The 15,538-nt window shown below is 63.3% G+C and carries 15 protein-coding genes; 14 read left to right on the top strand and 1 reads right to left on the bottom strand.

Annotated elements, in window-relative coordinates:
* Positions 1-5: 5 nt before the first annotated feature.
* From mraY to murD, 3 genes are read left to right on the top strand one after another with little or no spacing between them, the layout of a single operon-like run.
* Complete coding sequence (gene mraY, locus AB1E34_RS18270; protein ID WP_372573751.1) at positions 6-1,088, top strand: phospho-N-acetylmuramoyl-pentapeptide-transferase; 1,083 nt, start codon at positions 6-8, stop codon at positions 1,086-1,088.
* Entirely contained in the window at positions 1,085-1,630 is a 546-nt protein-coding gene (locus AB1E34_RS18275) for an AAA family ATPase (RefSeq protein WP_372573752.1), read from the top strand. The genes mraY and AB1E34_RS18275 overlap by 4 nt, the downstream gene beginning before the upstream one ends.
* Positions 1,627-3,021 carry a UDP-N-acetylmuramoyl-L-alanine--D-glutamate ligase gene (gene murD / locus AB1E34_RS18280; RefSeq protein ID WP_372573753.1) on the top strand — a complete coding sequence of 465 codons (1,395 nt, stop codon included), beginning with the start codon at positions 1,627-1,629 and terminating at the stop codon, positions 3,019-3,021. The genes AB1E34_RS18275 and murD overlap by 4 nt, the downstream gene beginning before the upstream one ends.
* Positions 3,022-3,097: 76 nt before the next feature.
* Here the strand turns inward: murD and AB1E34_RS18285 are convergent, their stop codons facing one another.
* A complete protein-coding gene (locus AB1E34_RS18285) occupies positions 3,098-4,282 on the bottom strand; it encodes a BaiN/RdsA family NAD(P)/FAD-dependent oxidoreductase (protein ID WP_372573754.1) in 1,185 nt (394 codons plus the stop codon).
* Positions 4,283-4,411: 129 nt separating this feature from the next.
* Here AB1E34_RS18285 and ftsW point away from each other — a divergent pair, with 129 nt between their 5' ends.
* The 11 genes from ftsW to ftsZ all read left to right on the top strand — a co-directional run bounded on the left by ftsW (position 4,412) and on the right by ftsZ (position 15,377).
* Positions 4,412-5,575, top strand: a complete 1,164-nt coding sequence (gene ftsW / locus AB1E34_RS18290) for a putative lipid II flippase FtsW (protein WP_372573755.1) — start codon at positions 4,412-4,414, stop codon at positions 5,573-5,575.
* Complete coding sequence (locus AB1E34_RS18295; RefSeq protein WP_372573779.1) at positions 5,575-6,672, top strand: UDP-N-acetylglucosamine--N-acetylmuramyl-(pentapeptide) pyrophosphoryl-undecaprenol N-acetylglucosamine transferase; 1,098 nt, start codon at positions 5,575-5,577, stop codon at positions 6,670-6,672. The genes ftsW and AB1E34_RS18295 overlap by 1 nt, the downstream gene beginning before the upstream one ends.
* Positions 6,669-8,075, top strand: coding sequence for a UDP-N-acetylmuramate--L-alanine ligase (murC, locus tag AB1E34_RS18300; RefSeq protein ID WP_372573756.1), 1,407 nt, complete (start codon positions 6,669-6,671; stop codon positions 8,073-8,075). Before AB1E34_RS18295 ends, murC begins: the two co-directional genes overlap by 4 nt.
* 93 nt (positions 8,076-8,168) lie before the next feature.
* On the top strand, positions 8,169-8,426 hold the full coding sequence (locus AB1E34_RS18305; protein ID WP_372573757.1) for a DUF2484 family protein: 258 nt from the start codon (positions 8,169-8,171) through the stop codon (positions 8,424-8,426).
* Positions 8,423-8,665, top strand: a complete 243-nt coding sequence (locus AB1E34_RS18310; protein WP_372573758.1) for a DUF2484 family protein — start codon at positions 8,423-8,425, stop codon at positions 8,663-8,665. Before AB1E34_RS18305 ends, AB1E34_RS18310 begins: the two co-directional genes overlap by 4 nt.
* Before the next feature lie 4 nt (positions 8,666-8,669).
* Positions 8,670-9,596: a UDP-N-acetylmuramate dehydrogenase gene (murB, locus tag AB1E34_RS18315; protein ID WP_372573759.1), complete on the top strand. Its 927-nt coding sequence runs from the start codon at positions 8,670-8,672 to the stop codon at positions 9,594-9,596.
* 101 nt (positions 9,597-9,697) lie between these two features.
* Positions 9,698-10,618: a D-alanine--D-alanine ligase gene (locus tag AB1E34_RS18320; protein ID WP_372573760.1), complete on the top strand. Its 921-nt coding sequence runs from the start codon at positions 9,698-9,700 to the stop codon at positions 10,616-10,618.
* A complete protein-coding gene (locus tag AB1E34_RS18325; protein WP_372573761.1) occupies positions 10,606-11,619 on the top strand; it encodes a cell division protein FtsQ/DivIB in 1,014 nt (337 codons plus the stop codon). Before AB1E34_RS18320 ends, AB1E34_RS18325 begins: the two co-directional genes overlap by 13 nt.
* A gap of 4 nt (positions 11,620-11,623) precedes the next feature.
* Positions 11,624-12,958 carry a cell division protein FtsA gene (gene ftsA, locus AB1E34_RS18330; RefSeq protein ID WP_372573762.1) on the top strand — a complete coding sequence of 445 codons (1,335 nt, stop codon included), beginning with the start codon at positions 11,624-11,626 and terminating at the stop codon, positions 12,956-12,958.
* Positions 12,959-12,962: 4 nt separating this feature from the next.
* Complete coding sequence (locus AB1E34_RS18335) at positions 12,963-13,367, top strand: hypothetical protein (protein ID WP_372573763.1); 405 nt, start codon at positions 12,963-12,965, stop codon at positions 13,365-13,367.
* A gap of 348 nt (positions 13,368-13,715) precedes the next feature.
* On the top strand, positions 13,716-15,377 hold the full coding sequence (gene ftsZ, locus AB1E34_RS18340) for a cell division protein FtsZ (protein ID WP_372573764.1): 1,662 nt from the start codon (positions 13,716-13,718) through the stop codon (positions 15,375-15,377).
* Positions 15,378-15,538 lie beyond the last annotated feature (161 nt).

Raw genomic sequence — 15,538 nt, forward strand, 5'->3', positions numbered from 1 at the left:
CTGAAATGCTGTATTGGTTGACCGCATTGTCGGATGGAGGGGACTTCTTCAATCTCTTCCGCTACATCACATTCCGTGCGGGCGGGGCCTTTCTGACGGCGTTGGTCTTCGGCTTCCTGTTCGGACGTCCGCTGATCAACGTCTTGCGCCGCAAGCAGGGCAAGGGCCAGCCCATTCGCGACGATGGCCCCGAGGGGCATTTCTCCAAGGCCGGAACGCCGACCATGGGCGGGTTGCTGATCGTGGGCGCGCTGCTCAGCTCGACGCTGCTTTGGGCGCGGCTCGACAATCCGTTTGTCTGGTTGGTGATCTTCGTGACGCTGGCCTATGCGCTGATTGGGTTTGCCGATGATTATGCCAAGGTCTCCAAGCAGAATACCAAGGGCGTGCCGGGGCGGTTGCGGCTGGCGCTGGGCATCATCATCGCGGTGATCGCGTCGGTCTGGGCGGCGGCCTATCACCCGGACTTGCTGCGCAACCAACTGGCGCTGCCGGTGTTCAAGGATACGCTGATCAATCTGGGCGTCTTCTATATCCCATTCTCGATCATCGTCATTGTCGGCGCGGCCAATGCGGTCAACCTGACCGACGGGTTGGATGGGCTGGCCATCATGCCGGTGATGATCGCGGGCACCACGCTGGGCATCATTGCCTATGCGGTGGGCCGCGTTGATTTCACCGAATATCTCGATGTCCATTACGTGCCGGGGACCGGGGAAATCCTTGTCTTCGCAGCCGCGCTGTTTGGAGCCGGGCTGGGCTTCCTGTGGTACAACGCCCCCCCTGCGGCGGTGTTCATGGGCGATACCGGCTCTTTGGCGCTGGGCGGCGCGCTGGGCGCGATTGCGGTGGCCACCAAGCACGAGCTGGTGCTGGCCGTGGTCGGTGGGCTCTTCGTGGTCGAGGCGATGAGTGTGATTATCCAGGTGCTCTATTACAAACGCACCGGCAAGCGTGTGTTCCTGATGGCGCCGATCCATCACCACTACGAGAAAAAGGGCTGGGCGGAATCCACCATCGTGATCCGGTTCTGGATCATCTCGCTGATCCTGGCGATGATCGGTCTGGCCACGCTCAAGGTCCGGTGATAGCGCGCCGGATCGTCCTGTCGGGCTGTTCCGGCGGCGGCAAATCCACGCTGTTGCGCGAAATGGCGCGCCGGGGCTATGCCACAATTCCCGAGCCGGGCCGTCGCATCATTGCCGAGGAACGGCAATCGGGCGGGCAGGCCCTGCCATGGCGCGATCCTGCCGCGTTTTGCCATCGCGCCATCGAGATGGCGATTGAGGATGCAGCTCGCGCGATAGGCGATCCGGTGATCTTCGACCGCTCGGCACTGGACGCGCTGATCTGGTTCGATCGGACCGGAACGGAACTGGCGCAGACCACCCGTGATCGCGTGCTGCGCATCGGCTACGACCGCCAAATCTACCTGACCCCGCCCTGGCCCGAGATATTCGAGACAGACGATGACCGTAAACACGGGATGGCCGATGCCCTTGCGGAATTCGAGGCGTTATGCGACCGCTTACCGCAATATGGGTTCGAGACGATACTGGTCCCCAAACAGCCTGTTCTGGCACGGGCGGGCTGGTTTGAGGGGCAATTGAGCAAGGGGGCGGCGACATGATCCCGGTCAAGGGTTACGCGGGCAAACAGGTGGCGGTTCTGGGGTTGGGCCGGTCGGGTCTGGTGGCTGCGCGTGCATTGCGAGCGGGTGGCGCAGAGCCCATCTGCTGGGATGACAACCCGGCCGCGCGCGAGACGGCCGAAGGCGAAGGGTTCACCTGCCGCGATCTGTTGAAACAGGGCGCTTTTGAAGAGGTCGCCGTGCTGATCGTTTCGCCGGGCATTCCGCATCTCTATCCCAAACCCAACCCGGTGGTCGCCGCCGCGCAAGAGGCGGGCGTACCGGTCGATAACGATATTGGCCTCTTTTTCCGCTCATTCGCTACGCGGGACTGGGATCGCTTCGATATCATGCCCCGCGTGGTCGCGGTGACCGGGTCAAACGGCAAGTCGACCACCGCCGCGCTGATTCATCACATCCTGACCGAGGGTGGGCGGAATTCGCAACTTGCGGGCAATATCGGACGCGGCGTGCTGGATATCGAGCCCGGCGGCGATGGCTCGGTGGTGGTGCTAGAACTCAGCAGCTACCAGACCGATCTGGCCCGCGCACTGACCCCGGATGTGGCCGTCTTCACCAATCTCAGCCCTGATCATCTGGACCGTCATGGCGGTATGGGCGGCTATTTCGCGGCCAAGCGACGTCTGTTTGCTGAGGGCGGTCCCGACCGGGCGGTGATCGGCATCGATGAGCCCGAAGGGGCTTATCTGGCGGGGCAACTTGCCGAGGGGCCAAGTGACGACCGGGTGATCCGGATTTCGGTAGCGCGCAAGCTTTCGGGGCCGGGATGGCAGGTCTTTGCCAAGAAGGGTTTTCTGTCGGAATACCGCAAGGGGCGGCAGGCGGGATCGATTGATCTGCGCCAGATTCGCGGGTTGCCGGGGGTGCATAACCACCAGAACGCCTGCGCCGCCTATGCTGCCTGCCGTGCTTTGGGGCTTGCTCCACGCGATATCGAGAAGGCGATGCACTCCTTTCCGGGCCTGCCCCATCGCAGTCAGATCATCGCCGAGGCGGGCGGGATCACCTATGTCAACGACTCCAAGGCCACCAATGTCGACAGCGCCGCCAAGGCGCTATTGGCCTTCGGGAATGTCCGCTGGATTTGCGGCGGGCTTGAGAAAGAGGGCGGGCTGGATGCGCTGGGCGATGCGCTGGGATCAGTCACCAAGGCCTATGTGATCGGGCGCGAGGCCGCCGAGTTCGCCATGCAACTTGATGTGGAGAGCGAGGTCTGCACCACGATGGCCACGGCCGTTGAACGGGCCATGGCCGAGGCGCAGGACGGCGACACCGTGCTGCTGGCGCCCGCGGCGGCGAGTTTCGATCAGTATGACAATTTCGAGCAGCGCGGCGAGGATTTCACGGCGCAGGTTCTGGCCCGGCTGTAAGAGGGGCGCTGCCCCGCCGCCGGTTTCGGGTGCTTCCCCCTGGATATTTCTAGCCAGATGAGGAGACGGATCCTTTTTAGACGCGGCGGGCGGCGATCGCGGTTCCAGCGGCGTGGCCCGAGGACCAGGCCCATTGGAAGTTATAGCCGCCCAGCCAACCGGTCACATCCACCGCTTCGCCGATGGCATAGAGGCCGGGAACGCTCTTGGCCTGCAGGGTCTTCGAGGACAGCCCATCGGCATCGATCCCGCCCAGCGTGACCTCGGCGGTGCGGTAGCCTTCGGTGCCCGACGGGGTCAACTGCCAGTTCTGCAAAGCGGCGCAGAGGGTTTCGAGCCGCGCATCGGATTGGTCCGCGAGATTACCGTCAAGCGAGAGCTCCGGCTTCAGCGCCTCGACCAGCCGGCCGGGCAGGTGGCGGGCAAGCTCGGTGGTCAACGCCTTGCGCCCGCCTTGCTGACGTTGGGCGCGCAGCAAGTCGTAAAGCGCGAGATCGGGGATCAGGTTCACCGACACCGCCTCGCCCTCGCGCCAGTAGGAGGAGAGCTGCAGCACCGCCGGGCCGCTCAGGCCGCGATGGGTAAAGAGCAGCGCTTCGTCAAAGCGGGCCCGCGCGTTGCTGAGTCGCGTCGGCAGCGAAACGCCCGCAAGCGACTTGAAGCGGCCATCGGGGAAGGTGAAGGGCACCAGCGCGGGGCGGGTTTCGGTCAGGGCCAGTCCAAATTGGTGGGCGATGTCATAGGCCAGCCCGGTGGCCCCCATCTTAGGGATCGACTTGCCACCGCTGGCCAGCACCAGATTGCGGCAGGTGAGCGTTCGGGAGGTGCCCTCGCGCTCAACCTGCAGGCGGAAGCCGTCGGCGGTTTTTGCGACGTCGCGGACCGAGCTGGACAGCCACAGCTCTGCCCCGGCCTGTTGCAGCTCTTGCACCAGCAGGGAGACGATCTGTTTTGAGGACCCGTCGCAGAACAGCTGCCCCAGCGTTTTTTCATGCCAGGCGATGCCGTGGCGGTTCACCAGATCGATGAAATCCCATTGTGTATAGCGCGCCAGTGCCGATTTGCAGAAATGCGAATTGCCGGAGATAAAATTCTCGGGCCCGGCATGTAGGTTGGTGAAATTACACCGCCCGCCACCCGATATCCGGATCTTTTCGCCCGGCGCGCGGGCGTGATCCAGCACCAGCGTGCTGCCTCCGCTGTGGGCGGCGCACATCATGCCGGCCGCGCCTGCACCAAGAATGATCGTCTGATACTTCATGCCCCGCCCTTGGCCCGGAATCTGACCTTTGGCAAGAGGAAGAGACTGGCCTGAGAAGCGAAATTCCTGTAGCCTTTTGCTCAGACCCCGAAAACGGGGCGCATGTGAGGCAGAAAACGGCGGTATCTCATGACTGAGATGGTCTATGGCGCGGCCCCGGACAGGGGCGGCGAACCGATTCTACCCAAGTGGTGGCGGACGCTGGACAAATGGTCGATGTCCTGCGTGCTGATCCTGTTTGTGATCGGCCTGTTGTTGGGGCTGGCTGCCTCGCCGCCGCTGGCCTCGCGCAACGGCTTCGATCCGTTTCACTATGTCGAGCGGCAGGCGTTTTTCGGCGGCATGGCGATTGTGGCCATGCTGCTGACCTCGATGATGTCACCCACGCTGGTACGCCGTCTGGCAGTGCTGGGCTTTGTGGTCTCGTTTGTGGCGCTGGCGCTGCTGCCGTTTCTGGGTACTGACTTTGGAAAAGGCGCGGTGCGCTGGTACTCGCTTGGCTTTGCCTCGCTGCAGCCTTCGGAGTTCCTGAAACCCGGCTTTGTGGTGGTCGCCGCCTGGATGTTCGCCGCCAGTCAGGAGATCAACGGCCCTCCGGGGCGGCTTTGGTCCTTTGCGCTGTGCATGGCGATTGTTGGCATGCTGGTGATGCAGCCCGATTTCGGGCAGGCCTGTCTGGTGCTCTTTGGCTGGGGCGTGATGTATTTCGTGGCCGGTGCACCGATGCTGCTTCTGGTGTGCATGGCAGCTGTTGTCGTGCTGGGCGGTATGTTCGCCTATTCCAGTTCCGAGCATTTCGCTCGCCGCATCGACGGCTTTCTCAGTCCCGAGGTCGATCCGACCACGCAGTTGGGCTATGCCACCAACGCGATCATGGAGGGTGGCCTCTTTGGCGTTGGTGTCGGTGAAGGGCAGGTAAAATGGTCTCTGCCCGATGCCCATACCGATTTCATCATCGCCGTGGCGGCCGAGGAATACGGCTTGATCCTGGTGATGATGATCATCGCGCTTTATGCCATGATCGTGGTGCGTTCGCTGCTGCGGCTGATGCGCGAACGCGATCCCTTCATCCGGTTGGCGGGTACCGGTCTGACCTGCATGTTCGGCGTGCAGGCGATGATCAATATGGGCGTGGCGGTGCGGCTCTTGCCCGCTAAGGGCATGACGCTGCCTTTCGTGAGCTATGGCGGCTCGTCGCTGATCGCGGGTGGCATTGCCGTGGGCATGTTGCTGGCCTTTACCCGTACTCGCCCGCAGGGCGGGCTGGGTGAGATTTTGCGCGGGCGGGGATGATGCGGCAAAACTATCTGCTGATCGCGGCGGGCGGCACCGGGGGGCACATGTTCCCGGCGCAGGCGCTGGCCGAGACGATGCTGGCCCGTGGCTGGCGCGTGCGGCTGTCCACCGACGCACGCGGCGCGCGCTATACCGGTGGGTTCCCCCATTCGACCGAGATTGTCGAGGCCTCCTCGGCCACTTTCGCGCGCGGCGGGGTGCTGGCCAAGGCGCTCGTCGCACCGAAAATCGCGGCGGGCGTGGCAGGAATGGCGCTGAACATGCTGCGCGACAAGCCCGATGTGGTCGTCGGTTTTGGCGGCTACCCGTCGATCCCGGCGCTGGGTGCCGCGACGTTACTCAATCTGCCGCGCATGATCCACGAACAGAATGGCGTGCTGGGCCGGGTCAATCAGGTCTTTGCCAAACGGGTCGGGCATGTCGCCTGCGGCGTCTGGCCCACTGACCTGCCCGAGGGCGCCCGCGGCATCCATGTGGGCAACCCGGTGCGCGGCGCTGTGCTGGACCGTGCAGCGGCGGCCTATATCATGCCCGGAGAGTACCCGATGTCGATCCTGGTGATGGGTGGCAGTCAAGGTGCGCGCATCCTCAGCGACGTGGTGCCGGGCGCAATTGCTGCGCTGCCAGAAGGGCTTCGCCGCTTTGTGCGGGTGGCGCATCAGGCGCGTGACGAGGATGGCGCGCGGGTCACGGCCTTTTACGCGGAACACGGCATCAAGGCCGAGGTAAAGCCGTTCTTTCAGGACGTCCCGCGCCGCATGTCCGAGGCGCAGCTGGTCATCAGCCGGGCCGGGGCGTCGAGTGTGGCGGATATCTCGGTGATCGGGCGTCCCTCGATCCTGATCCCCTATGCCGCTGCGGCAGGCGATCACCAGACCGCCAATGCGCGCGGTCTTGTGCAGGCAAATGCCGCCATCATGATCCCCGAATCGGCCCTTGACGTTTCATCACTGGCAGAGCAAATCACCTCGGTTCTCACGAATCCCCGCGCCGCCCAGCAAATGGCCAACGCCGCCCTTACGGTCGGCGCACCGGATGCGACCGGACGACTGGCCGGATTGGTCGAGGACCTCGCACGAAAGGAGACGCCATGACCCCCGCAACAAAGCTCCCACAGGATGTGGGCTCGATCCACTTTGTCGGGATCGGCGGTATCGGCATGTCGGGCATCGCCGAAGTGCTGCTGAACCTCGGCTATCAGGTGCAGGGTTCGGACCTGAAAGCGTCCAAGATCACTGACCGGCTGGCCGAATTGGGGGCGACGATCTTCATCGGGCAACGAGCCGAGAACCTGGAGGGCGCCCGCGTTGTCGTCGTCTCAACCGCGATCAAACCGGGTAACCCGGAACTGGATGGCGCGCGCTCCATGGGCCTGCCAGTGGTGCGCCGGGCCGATATGCTGGCCGAGTTGATGCGGCTGAAATCCAACGTCGCCATCGCGGGCACCCATGGCAAGACCACCACGACGACCATGATGGCGGAACTGATGGTGGCTGGGGATTTCGACCCGACCGTCATCAATGGCGGGATCATCCACGCCTATGGCTCGAACGCGCGGATGGGGCAGGGCGAATGGATGGTGGTTGAGGCCGATGAGTCCGACGGCTCGTTCAACCGTCTGCCCGCAACCATTGCCATCGTCACTAATATCGACCCCGAGCATATGGAGCATTGGGGTGATTTCGATAAGCTGCGCGACGGGTTCTATGAGTTTGTCTCGAACCTGCCTTTCTATGGTCTGGCCGTCTGCTGTACCGACCACGCCGAGGTGCAGGCGCTTGTGGGCCGTATCCATGACCGCCGCGTGCGCACCTATGGGTTCAACGCGCAGGCCGATGTGCGGGCGATTAATCTGACTTACGAGAAAGGCGTGGCGCATTTCGATGTGGTCCTTCAGGAAGAAGACATCACCATCGAGGGCTGCACGCTGCCCATGCCGGGGGATCACAACGTCTCAAACGCGCTGGCCGCGATCACAGTGGCCCGCCATCTGGGCATGAAAACCGCCGAGATCCGCGATGCGCTGGCCAATTTCGGCGGGGTCAACCGTCGCTTTACCCGTGTGGGCGAGGTGAACGGCGTGACGATCATCGACGATTACGGCCACCACCCGGTCGAGATCGCCGCCGTGCTGAAAGCCGCGCGCCAAGCCTGCGAGGGCCGGGTGATCGCCGTGCATCAGCCGCACCGCTACTCGCGCCTGTCCAATCTGTTCGACGATTTCTGCACATGCTTCAACGAGGCTGACGTGGTCGCCATTGCCGAGGTCTTCGCAGCCGGTGAAGACCCGATCGATGGCGCGGGCCGCGACGATCTGGTCGCGGGTCTGATCCGTCACGGTCACCGCCATGCCCGCGCGATCCTGAATGAGGATGATCTGGAACGGCTGGTGCGTGAACAGGCCCGGCCCGGCGACATGGTGGTCTGTCTTGGGGCGGGCACCATCTCGACCTGGGCAAACGGGCTGCCTGAGCGGCTTCACAAGATTGCGTGCTGACAAGAAAACTATGGAAAACCTGACTTGTTTGTTCAATTATAAGGCGAGCAGACAGTCAGAATCAAAAAAGACTTCCGGAACGGGGCGGCTTGGATGGGCCTTTCGATACTTCTAGCGGTGGCATGGGTTTGCGCGGCGACACTCGTTGCGCTGCTGCCGATGCGACTGCAATATAAGCCGGGCGGGGCGCTGATGCTGGCTGCTCCCGCATTGATTGTATTCATCGGCTACCAGCACGGGGCGCTTGTGGGGCTTGTGGCGCTCGCGGCGTTTGTGTCGATGTTCCGCAAGCCGCTGGCCTATTTCTGGCGCAAATGGCGCGGGTGTGGGACCGGAGGGGCCGCGCAATGACCCTGTCTCTGACCCTTGTCTGTGTCTGGGCAATCTCGGCCAATCTGATGGCGATGATCCCCAGCCGCGACAACCACTGGTCCCGCGCCTATCTGCTGATCGCGCTGGGTATCCCGCTGCTGGGTTATGTCACCTATCAGAACGGCCCCTGGGTCGGTTTGATCGTGCTGATTGCGGGGATGTCGGTTCTGCGCTGGCCTGTGATATACCTGACCCGTTGGATTCGCAGGCAGCAGTAAACCCATGAAAGACTTGCCGGAGGTGCGGGGTCGTCTGACCCCCGATCGCCCATTGAACGACCTAACCTGGCTGCGCGTGGGCGGCCCGGCAGATGCGCTGTTTCAACCTGCCGATATTGAGGATTTGCAGAGCTTCCTGCGGGATTTGCCCCCTGAGATCGACGTGTTTCCGATGGGCGTCGGGTCGAACCTAATTGTTCGGGACGGCGGGTTGCGTGCTGCGGTGATCCGGCTTGGCCGGGGTTTCAACGGGATCAAGGTTGAGGACCGTCGCGTCACCGCGGGGGCGGCGGCGCTGGATGCGCATGTGGCGCGCAAGGCGGCGGATGCGGGCATCGACCTGACCTTTCTGCGCACCATTCCCGGCGCGATCGGCGGGGCTTTGCGCATGAATGCGGGCTGTTATGGCAGCTATACGGCAGATGTCTTTGTCTCGGCCCGTGCGGTCACACGGCAGGGCGAAGTGATCACTCTCAGCGCCGATGACCTCAATTTCCGCTACCGTCAGACCGACCTGCCCGCGGGCGCAGTGCTGATTGACGCGGTGTTCGAAGGTCCCGAAGGTGATCCGGCAGAGCTTCATGCCCGCATGGAAGCGCAGCTGAAAAAGCGTGATGAGACGCAGCCTACCAAGGATCGCAGCGCTGGTTCGACCTTTCGCAACCCGGCCGGGTTTTCCTCCACGGGCCGCGCGGATGATGTCCATGACCTCAAGGCGTGGAAGGTGATCGATCAGGCGGGCCTGCGCGGCGCGCGCCGGGGCGGGGCGCAGATGAGCGAGAAACACTCGAATTTCATGATCAATACCGGCACTGCCACCGCCGCCGATCTCGAAGGATTGGGCGAAGAGGTGAGAAAAAAGGTTTACGATTCCAGCGGGATCACGCTAGAATGGGAAATCATGCGGGTCGGTGAGCCGCTGACAGAATAAACCCCGGACCGAACCCCTTTCAGGCATTTTTCAGGGGCGGGAAATCGGGACAAAAACAAAGCGGATCGCCAAAATAAGATCCGGGCATATTGAGGCGCATTGTGGGTCAGTCGAGCAGGACAACCCCCAAAGTGGCGGTATTGATGGGTGGCCCCTCGGCGGAACGCGAGGTGTCGCTCAGCAGCGGGCGTGAATGCGCAGCCGCACTACGGGGCGAAGGATTTGAGGTGGTCGAGCTGGACGCTGGCCCGGACCTCTGCGACCGTCTGGCCGAAATCAAACCCGATGTCGCCTTCAACGCGCTGCACGGCCGCTGGGGCGAGGATGGCTGCGTGCAGGGCCTGCTGGAATGGCTGCGCATTCCCTATACCCATTCGGGCGTGCTGGCCTCGGCTCTGGCGATGGACAAGCAGCGCTCGAAAGAGGTCTATGAGGCGGTCGGCCTGCCCATCGTGGAAAGCGTGATCTCGCATAAGGATGCGGTCATGGCGGCGCATCTGCTGGAGCCGCCTTATGTGGTCAAACCCAACAATGAAGGCTCCTCGGTCGGTATCTATATCGTGCAGGAAGGTGCAAATCGCCCGCCGGTGCTGGAAGAGACCATGTCGACCTATGTCATGGTCGAGGAATATGTCGCGGGCCGCGAACTGACGACCACGGTGATCGGTGACCGGGCGCTGACCGTGACCGATATCATCACCGAAGGCTGGTACGATTACGAGGCGAAATACGCCGTTGGCGGCTCGCGCCACGAGCTGCCCGCAGATATCCCGAAAGACGTGTTTGAGCGTTGTATGGACTATGCCCTGCGCGCCCATGACGCGCTGGGCTGCCGGGGCGTCACGCGCACCGATTTCCGCTGGGACGAGGCGCGCGGGGCAGATGGGCTGATCCTGCTGGAGACCAATACCCAGCCCGGCATGACCCCAACCTCTCTTGTGCCGGAACAGGCGGCGCTGTTTGGCATGACATTCGGTCAACTCTGCGCCTGGATGGTGGAGGATGCCTCATGCGATCGCTGACACGGATCTTCCTGCCGGTGCGCTACCGCGAGAAACCGCTGGTGCGCAAGGATGCGCGGTTCTCGTCCGCCGAAACCTCGGGCTATGTCGCCAAACCCGCCGTCAAGCTGGATGGGCATGGCCGGATGGGGCGCGAGGCACCGCGACGCGCCGACCCGGCCCCCTCGCGCCTGAACTACCGCATGCAGCGCTGGATGCTGACGCCCGGCATTCGCCTTGGGTTGCGCATCGGCGTGCCGCTCTGCCTTGCCTTTGCGGCGGGGGCGGCCTTCTGGGCGGATGAAGCGCGGCGCGATGCGGCAACCGGTTTCGTCGCCGAGATCCGCGCATCGATCCAGGAACGCCCGGAATTCATGGTCAAACTGATGGTCATCGACGGGGCGGGCACCAATCTGGCGCAAGATATTCGCGAGGTGGTGCCGCTGGATTTCCCGGTCTCCTCCTTTGATCTTGACGTGGCGCAGATTCGCGATGTGATCACCGGGCTGGATCCGGTCAAATCCGCCTCGGTCCGGGTGCGTCCGGGCGGTATTCTGCAGGTCGACGTGGAAGAGCGGCAGCCCGTCGTGGTCTGGCGCACCCGTCAGGGCATCGAGATGCTGGATGAAACCGGCGCCCATATCGACATTCTGGAAAGCCGCAAGCTGCGCACCGACCTGCCGCTGATCGCGGGCAGGGGGGCGAACGCGCATGTGGATGAGGCGCTGGCGCTTTTTGCCGCCGCCGAGCCACTGGGCGAGCGCATGCGCGGTCTGGTCCGCGTCGGCGAGCGGCGGTGGGATCTGGTTCTGGATCGCGGCCAGCGCATCATGCTGCCCACAACCCGCCCCGTGCAGGCGCTGCGGCGGGTGCTGGCGGTGAATGAGGTACAGGACATGCTGGAGCGGGATGTGGCCTCGGTCGATATGCGCATCGGCGAGCGTCCGACACTGAGAATGACACAGAACGCCACCGAGGAATGGTGGCGCATAAGAAACCCAGGCGGGGACGGGCAAGACTAAGATGATGACGGACCTTTATCAGTCGCAACGGGCCATGCGTCAGATGCGCCAGCAGGCGATGCAACGCGGCGTGGTGGCCATTCTGGATGTTGGCAGTTCCAAGATCGCCTGTCTGGTGCTGCGTTTCGACGGCACTGGCAAGCTGGCCGATGATGGCTCGATCGGGTCGATGGCCGGACAGACCGGGTTCCGGGTGATCGGGGCTGCGACCACCCGCTCGCGCGGGGTGCAATTCGGCGAGATCACCGCCATGCAGGAGACAGAGCGTGCCATTCGCACCGCGCTCCAGGCGGCCCAGAAGATGGCCGAAATCCGCGTCGATCATGTGATCGCCTGTTTCTCAGGGGCCAACCCGCGTTCGTACGGGCTGGATGCCGAGGTCGAACTGGATACGCAGGAGGTCACCGAATCCGAGATCGGTCGCGTCCTGAACGCCTGCGAAGTGCCGGAATATGGCGCGGACCGTGAAGTGCTGCACGCCCAGCCGGTAAATTTCGCACTTGATCACCGCTCTGGCCTGATTGATCCGCGCGGGCAGTTGGGACAATCGCTGTCGGTCGACATGCATATGCTGACCGTCGATGGCACCGCCATCCAGAACCTCGTGCGCTGCATCAAGCGCTGTGATCTGGAATTGGCGGGGATTGCGAATTCGGCCTATGTGTCGGGCATTTCCTCGCTGGTTGAGGACGAGCAGGAGCTTGGCGCCGCCTGCATCGATATGGGTGGTGGCACGACCTCAGTGTCGATCTTCATGAAGAAACACATGATCTATGCCGATTGCGTGCGCATGGGCGGGGATCATGTAACCGGCGATATCTCGATGGCGCTGGGGGTTCCGGCGGCCAATGCGGAACGGATCAAGACCTTTTCCGGCGGGGTGCATGCCACCGGGGCCGATGACCGTGACATGATTGATATCGGGGGCGAGACTGGCGATTGGGAGCATGACCGGCGCAGCGTCAGCCGGGCCGAACTGATCGGCATCATGCGGCCTCGGGTCGAGGAAATCCTGGAAGAGGTGCGCGCCCGGCTCGACGCGGCGGGCTTTGACCATCTGCCGAGCCAGCAGATCGTGCTGACCGGTGGGGCCAGTCAGGTGATGGGCCTTGATGGGCTGGCAAGTCGTATCCTGGGCCAGCGGGTCCGGCTGGGTCGCCCGCTGCGGGTTCATGGCCTGCCGCAATCGGCCACCGGGTCTGGCTTTTCCAGCGCGGTGGGGCTCAGCCTGTTTGCGGCGCATCCGCAGGATGAATGGTGGGACTTCGAGATCCCGGTCGACCGCTATCCGGCGCGGTCCTTCAAGCGCGCGGTCAAGTGGTTCCGCGACAACTGGTAGAATGATGCGCCGGGCGACAGCCACGCTGGCGGGTGTGCTGGTGGCGGGGGCGGCTGCGGCCCAGACCCTGATAACGCCCGAGGCGTTTCTGGAAGTGGCGACGGGCAAGACGCTCAGCTTCTATGAAATCGAATCCGGCGAGCTGGTCGGGGTCGAGCAATTTCTCAACCCGTCGTTGTCGGTCTGGAGGGAGCCGGGCCAGCCCTGCGTCTACGGCAAGATCACCACGCCCGAGGGGCGAATCTGCTTTGCTTACGACAACCGGCAGGGGCCGCCGGTCTGCTGGTGGCCGTTCATGCGCGGTGACCAACTGATGGTGCGACTCGACGTTTTGCTGAACGCGGAAATCCAGGAGGTCCGCGCGATCACCGACGAGGGGATCGACTGTCCGAACGCACCGACAAGCTAAAGAAACTGGTTGCGGCCAACCGAGTTGTCCCGCAAAATATCCACAAGGTCCGGCAGAGACCCGGCGGCAGGCAGAGCAGTCGCCTCAAAAACCGAACAATCTCCGCGCATCCGGCGCGACCGTGGCTCATGCTGCGGCTGGACGCCCCTGCTCTTGTGGTAGGTGAGCTCGAAGCCGCAAGATTTTCCCTGTCATCCAAAATGAAGCGGGTCCCAGCGAAAATTCGCCCATATTTTGCGGTGTTTTTGCGTTTTTTTGGTGACGATCCGTCTGCATCACGGTAGGATCGGATGTGGATAGGTAAAATAACGCCCGCGAATGCGGGCATTTAGTACAGGCGGACAGAGTATGACACTGAACCTTTCGATGCCCGGTCAGGACGATTTGAAGCCCCGGATCACTGTATTCGGGGTCGGCGGGGCAGGCGGCAATGCCGTCAACAACATGATTGAAAAGCAATTGGAAGGCGTCGAGTTTGTCGTCGCCAACACCGACGCGCAAGCGCTGCAGCAAAGCCGCTCGGAAGCGCGGGTGCAATTGGGCGTGAAAGTGACCGAAGGTCTGGGTGCCGGCGCGCGCCCGACGGTTGGCGCTGCGGCTGCCGAAGAAAGCATCGAACAGATCGTCGATCACCTGGCCGGCGCGCATATGTGCTTCATCACCGCTGGTATGGGCGGGGGCACGGGCACCGGGGCCGCTCCGATCATCGCGCAGGCAGCGCGGGAACTGGGTGTTCTGACTGTTGGCGTGGTAACCAAGCCCTTCCAGTTCGAAGGCGCCAAGCGGATGCGTCAGGCCGAGGACGGTGTTGAGAGCCTGCAAAAGATGGTCGACACGCTGATCATCATCCCCAACCAGAACCTCTTCCGTCTGGCCAATGAAAAGACCACCTTTACCGAGGCGTTCTCGATGGCCGATGACGTTCTCTATCAGGGTGTGAAGGGCGTGACCGACCTGATGGTCCGTCCGGGCCTGATCAACCTCGACTTCGCCGACGTTCGCGCCGTGATGGACGAGATGGGCAAGGCGATGATGGGCACCGGCGAGGCCGATGGCGAAGATCGCGCAATCCAGGCCGCCGAGAAGGCCATCGCCAACCCGCTGCTGGACGAAATCAGCCTGCGCGGGGCCAAGGGCGTGCTGATCAACATCACCGGTGCGCATGACCTGACCCTGTTCGAGCTGGACGAGGCCGCCAATCGTATCCGCGAGGAAGTGGACCCGGACGCCAACATCATCGTTGGTTCGACGCTGGATACGGCGATGGAAGGCACGATGCGCGTTTCGGTCGTGGCCACCGGCATCGACGCCACCGAAGGTGCCGCTGAAACGCCTGTTGCCCGCCGTCCGATGTCAGCGCCGCTCAAGCAGAAGGTCGACGCCGAAGAGGCCCAGGCCGAACCGGCGCCGCAGCCTGTCGCTGCTCAGACATCGCAACCAGCGCCGGAACCGGCCCGCGTGGCAGAAGCCCCGGCAGAAGAGCCCGGCCTGTTTGACGGTGTTCCCGCACAGCCCGCCGCGGCTCGTGCTGCGGTCGACGAGGTCGAAAGCAGCCAGCAGGTGCAGGATGATGATGGTCTGCCTCAGCCGGTCTATCAGCCCCGGGTTCCGGCCTTTGAGCCGCGCACCGAGGCACATGATGCGCCGGTTGACAGCTTTGTCGCCCCCAAAGCACCAGAGCCGGGCACCCCGTCGCCCGAAGCCCTGCAGCGCTTGCAGGCGGCGGCCCAGCACGTGCCCTCGCAGCCCAGACAACCTGCGAGCCAGCCCGAGCGCCTCGCTGCCGCAGTGCAGCAAGCGCAGGCCGACAAACCGCGTTTCGGCTTCAATCGACTGATCGACCGTATGACCGGCCACGCAGCGGACACGCCGGACGAGCGTGCCGCGCCGCCGGTGCGCCAGCAGCCGGTTCTGCGCCAGACTGACGCTGCGGCACATGCGCCGGTCGATCCGGACCCCGAACAGGAGCGGATCGAAATTCCCGCCTTCCTGCGCCGTCAGGCCAACTGATAGCGGTCACAAAGTTGATGAATCTGGCCACCTTCGGGTGGCCTTTTTCTTTTTGAAAACAAGAGTTTGACGGCCCGCAGGCGGTCTTCTGCCGCTCTGTTACAAACATGTTTCATTTGGTTGCAAAGATTGAGTTGAGCCTTAAGGGCCCCTCCATTAGT

The organism is Ruegeria jejuensis (assembly GCF_041537905.1).
In the GTDB taxonomy this organism is placed as follows: Bacteria; Pseudomonadota; Alphaproteobacteria; order Rhodobacterales; family Rhodobacteraceae; genus Ruegeria_C.

Bases quoted from the DNA above. Each gene is read 5' to 3' on its own strand.
- mraY (WP_372573751.1), top strand. From the start codon at position 6: ATGCTGTATTGGTTGACCGCATTGTCGGATGGAGGGGACTTCTTCAAT.
- murD (WP_372573753.1), top strand. From the start codon at position 1,627: ATGATCCCGGTCAAGGGTTACGCGGGCAAACAGGTGGCGGTTCTGGGG.
- AB1E34_RS18285 (WP_372573754.1), bottom strand. From the start codon at position 4,282: ATGAAGTATCAGACGATCATTCTTGGTGCAGGCGCGGCCGGCATGATG.
- ftsW (WP_372573755.1), top strand. From the start codon at position 4,412: ATGACTGAGATGGTCTATGGCGCGGCCCCGGACAGGGGCGGCGAACCG.
- AB1E34_RS18295 (WP_372573779.1), top strand. From the start codon at position 5,575: ATGCGGCAAAACTATCTGCTGATCGCGGCGGGCGGCACCGGGGGGCAC.
- murC (WP_372573756.1), top strand. From the start codon at position 6,669: ATGACCCCCGCAACAAAGCTCCCACAGGATGTGGGCTCGATCCACTTT.
- AB1E34_RS18305 (WP_372573757.1), top strand. From the start codon at position 8,169: ATGGGCCTTTCGATACTTCTAGCGGTGGCATGGGTTTGCGCGGCGACA.
- AB1E34_RS18310 (WP_372573758.1), top strand. From the start codon at position 8,423: ATGACCCTGTCTCTGACCCTTGTCTGTGTCTGGGCAATCTCGGCCAAT.
- murB (WP_372573759.1), top strand. From the start codon at position 8,670: ATGAAAGACTTGCCGGAGGTGCGGGGTCGTCTGACCCCCGATCGCCCA.
- AB1E34_RS18325 (WP_372573761.1), top strand. From the start codon at position 10,606: ATGCGATCGCTGACACGGATCTTCCTGCCGGTGCGCTACCGCGAGAAA.
- ftsA (WP_372573762.1), top strand. From the start codon at position 11,624: ATGACGGACCTTTATCAGTCGCAACGGGCCATGCGTCAGATGCGCCAG.
- AB1E34_RS18335 (WP_372573763.1), top strand. From the start codon at position 12,963: ATGCGCCGGGCGACAGCCACGCTGGCGGGTGTGCTGGTGGCGGGGGCG.
- ftsZ (WP_372573764.1), top strand. From the start codon at position 13,716: ATGACACTGAACCTTTCGATGCCCGGTCAGGACGATTTGAAGCCCCGG.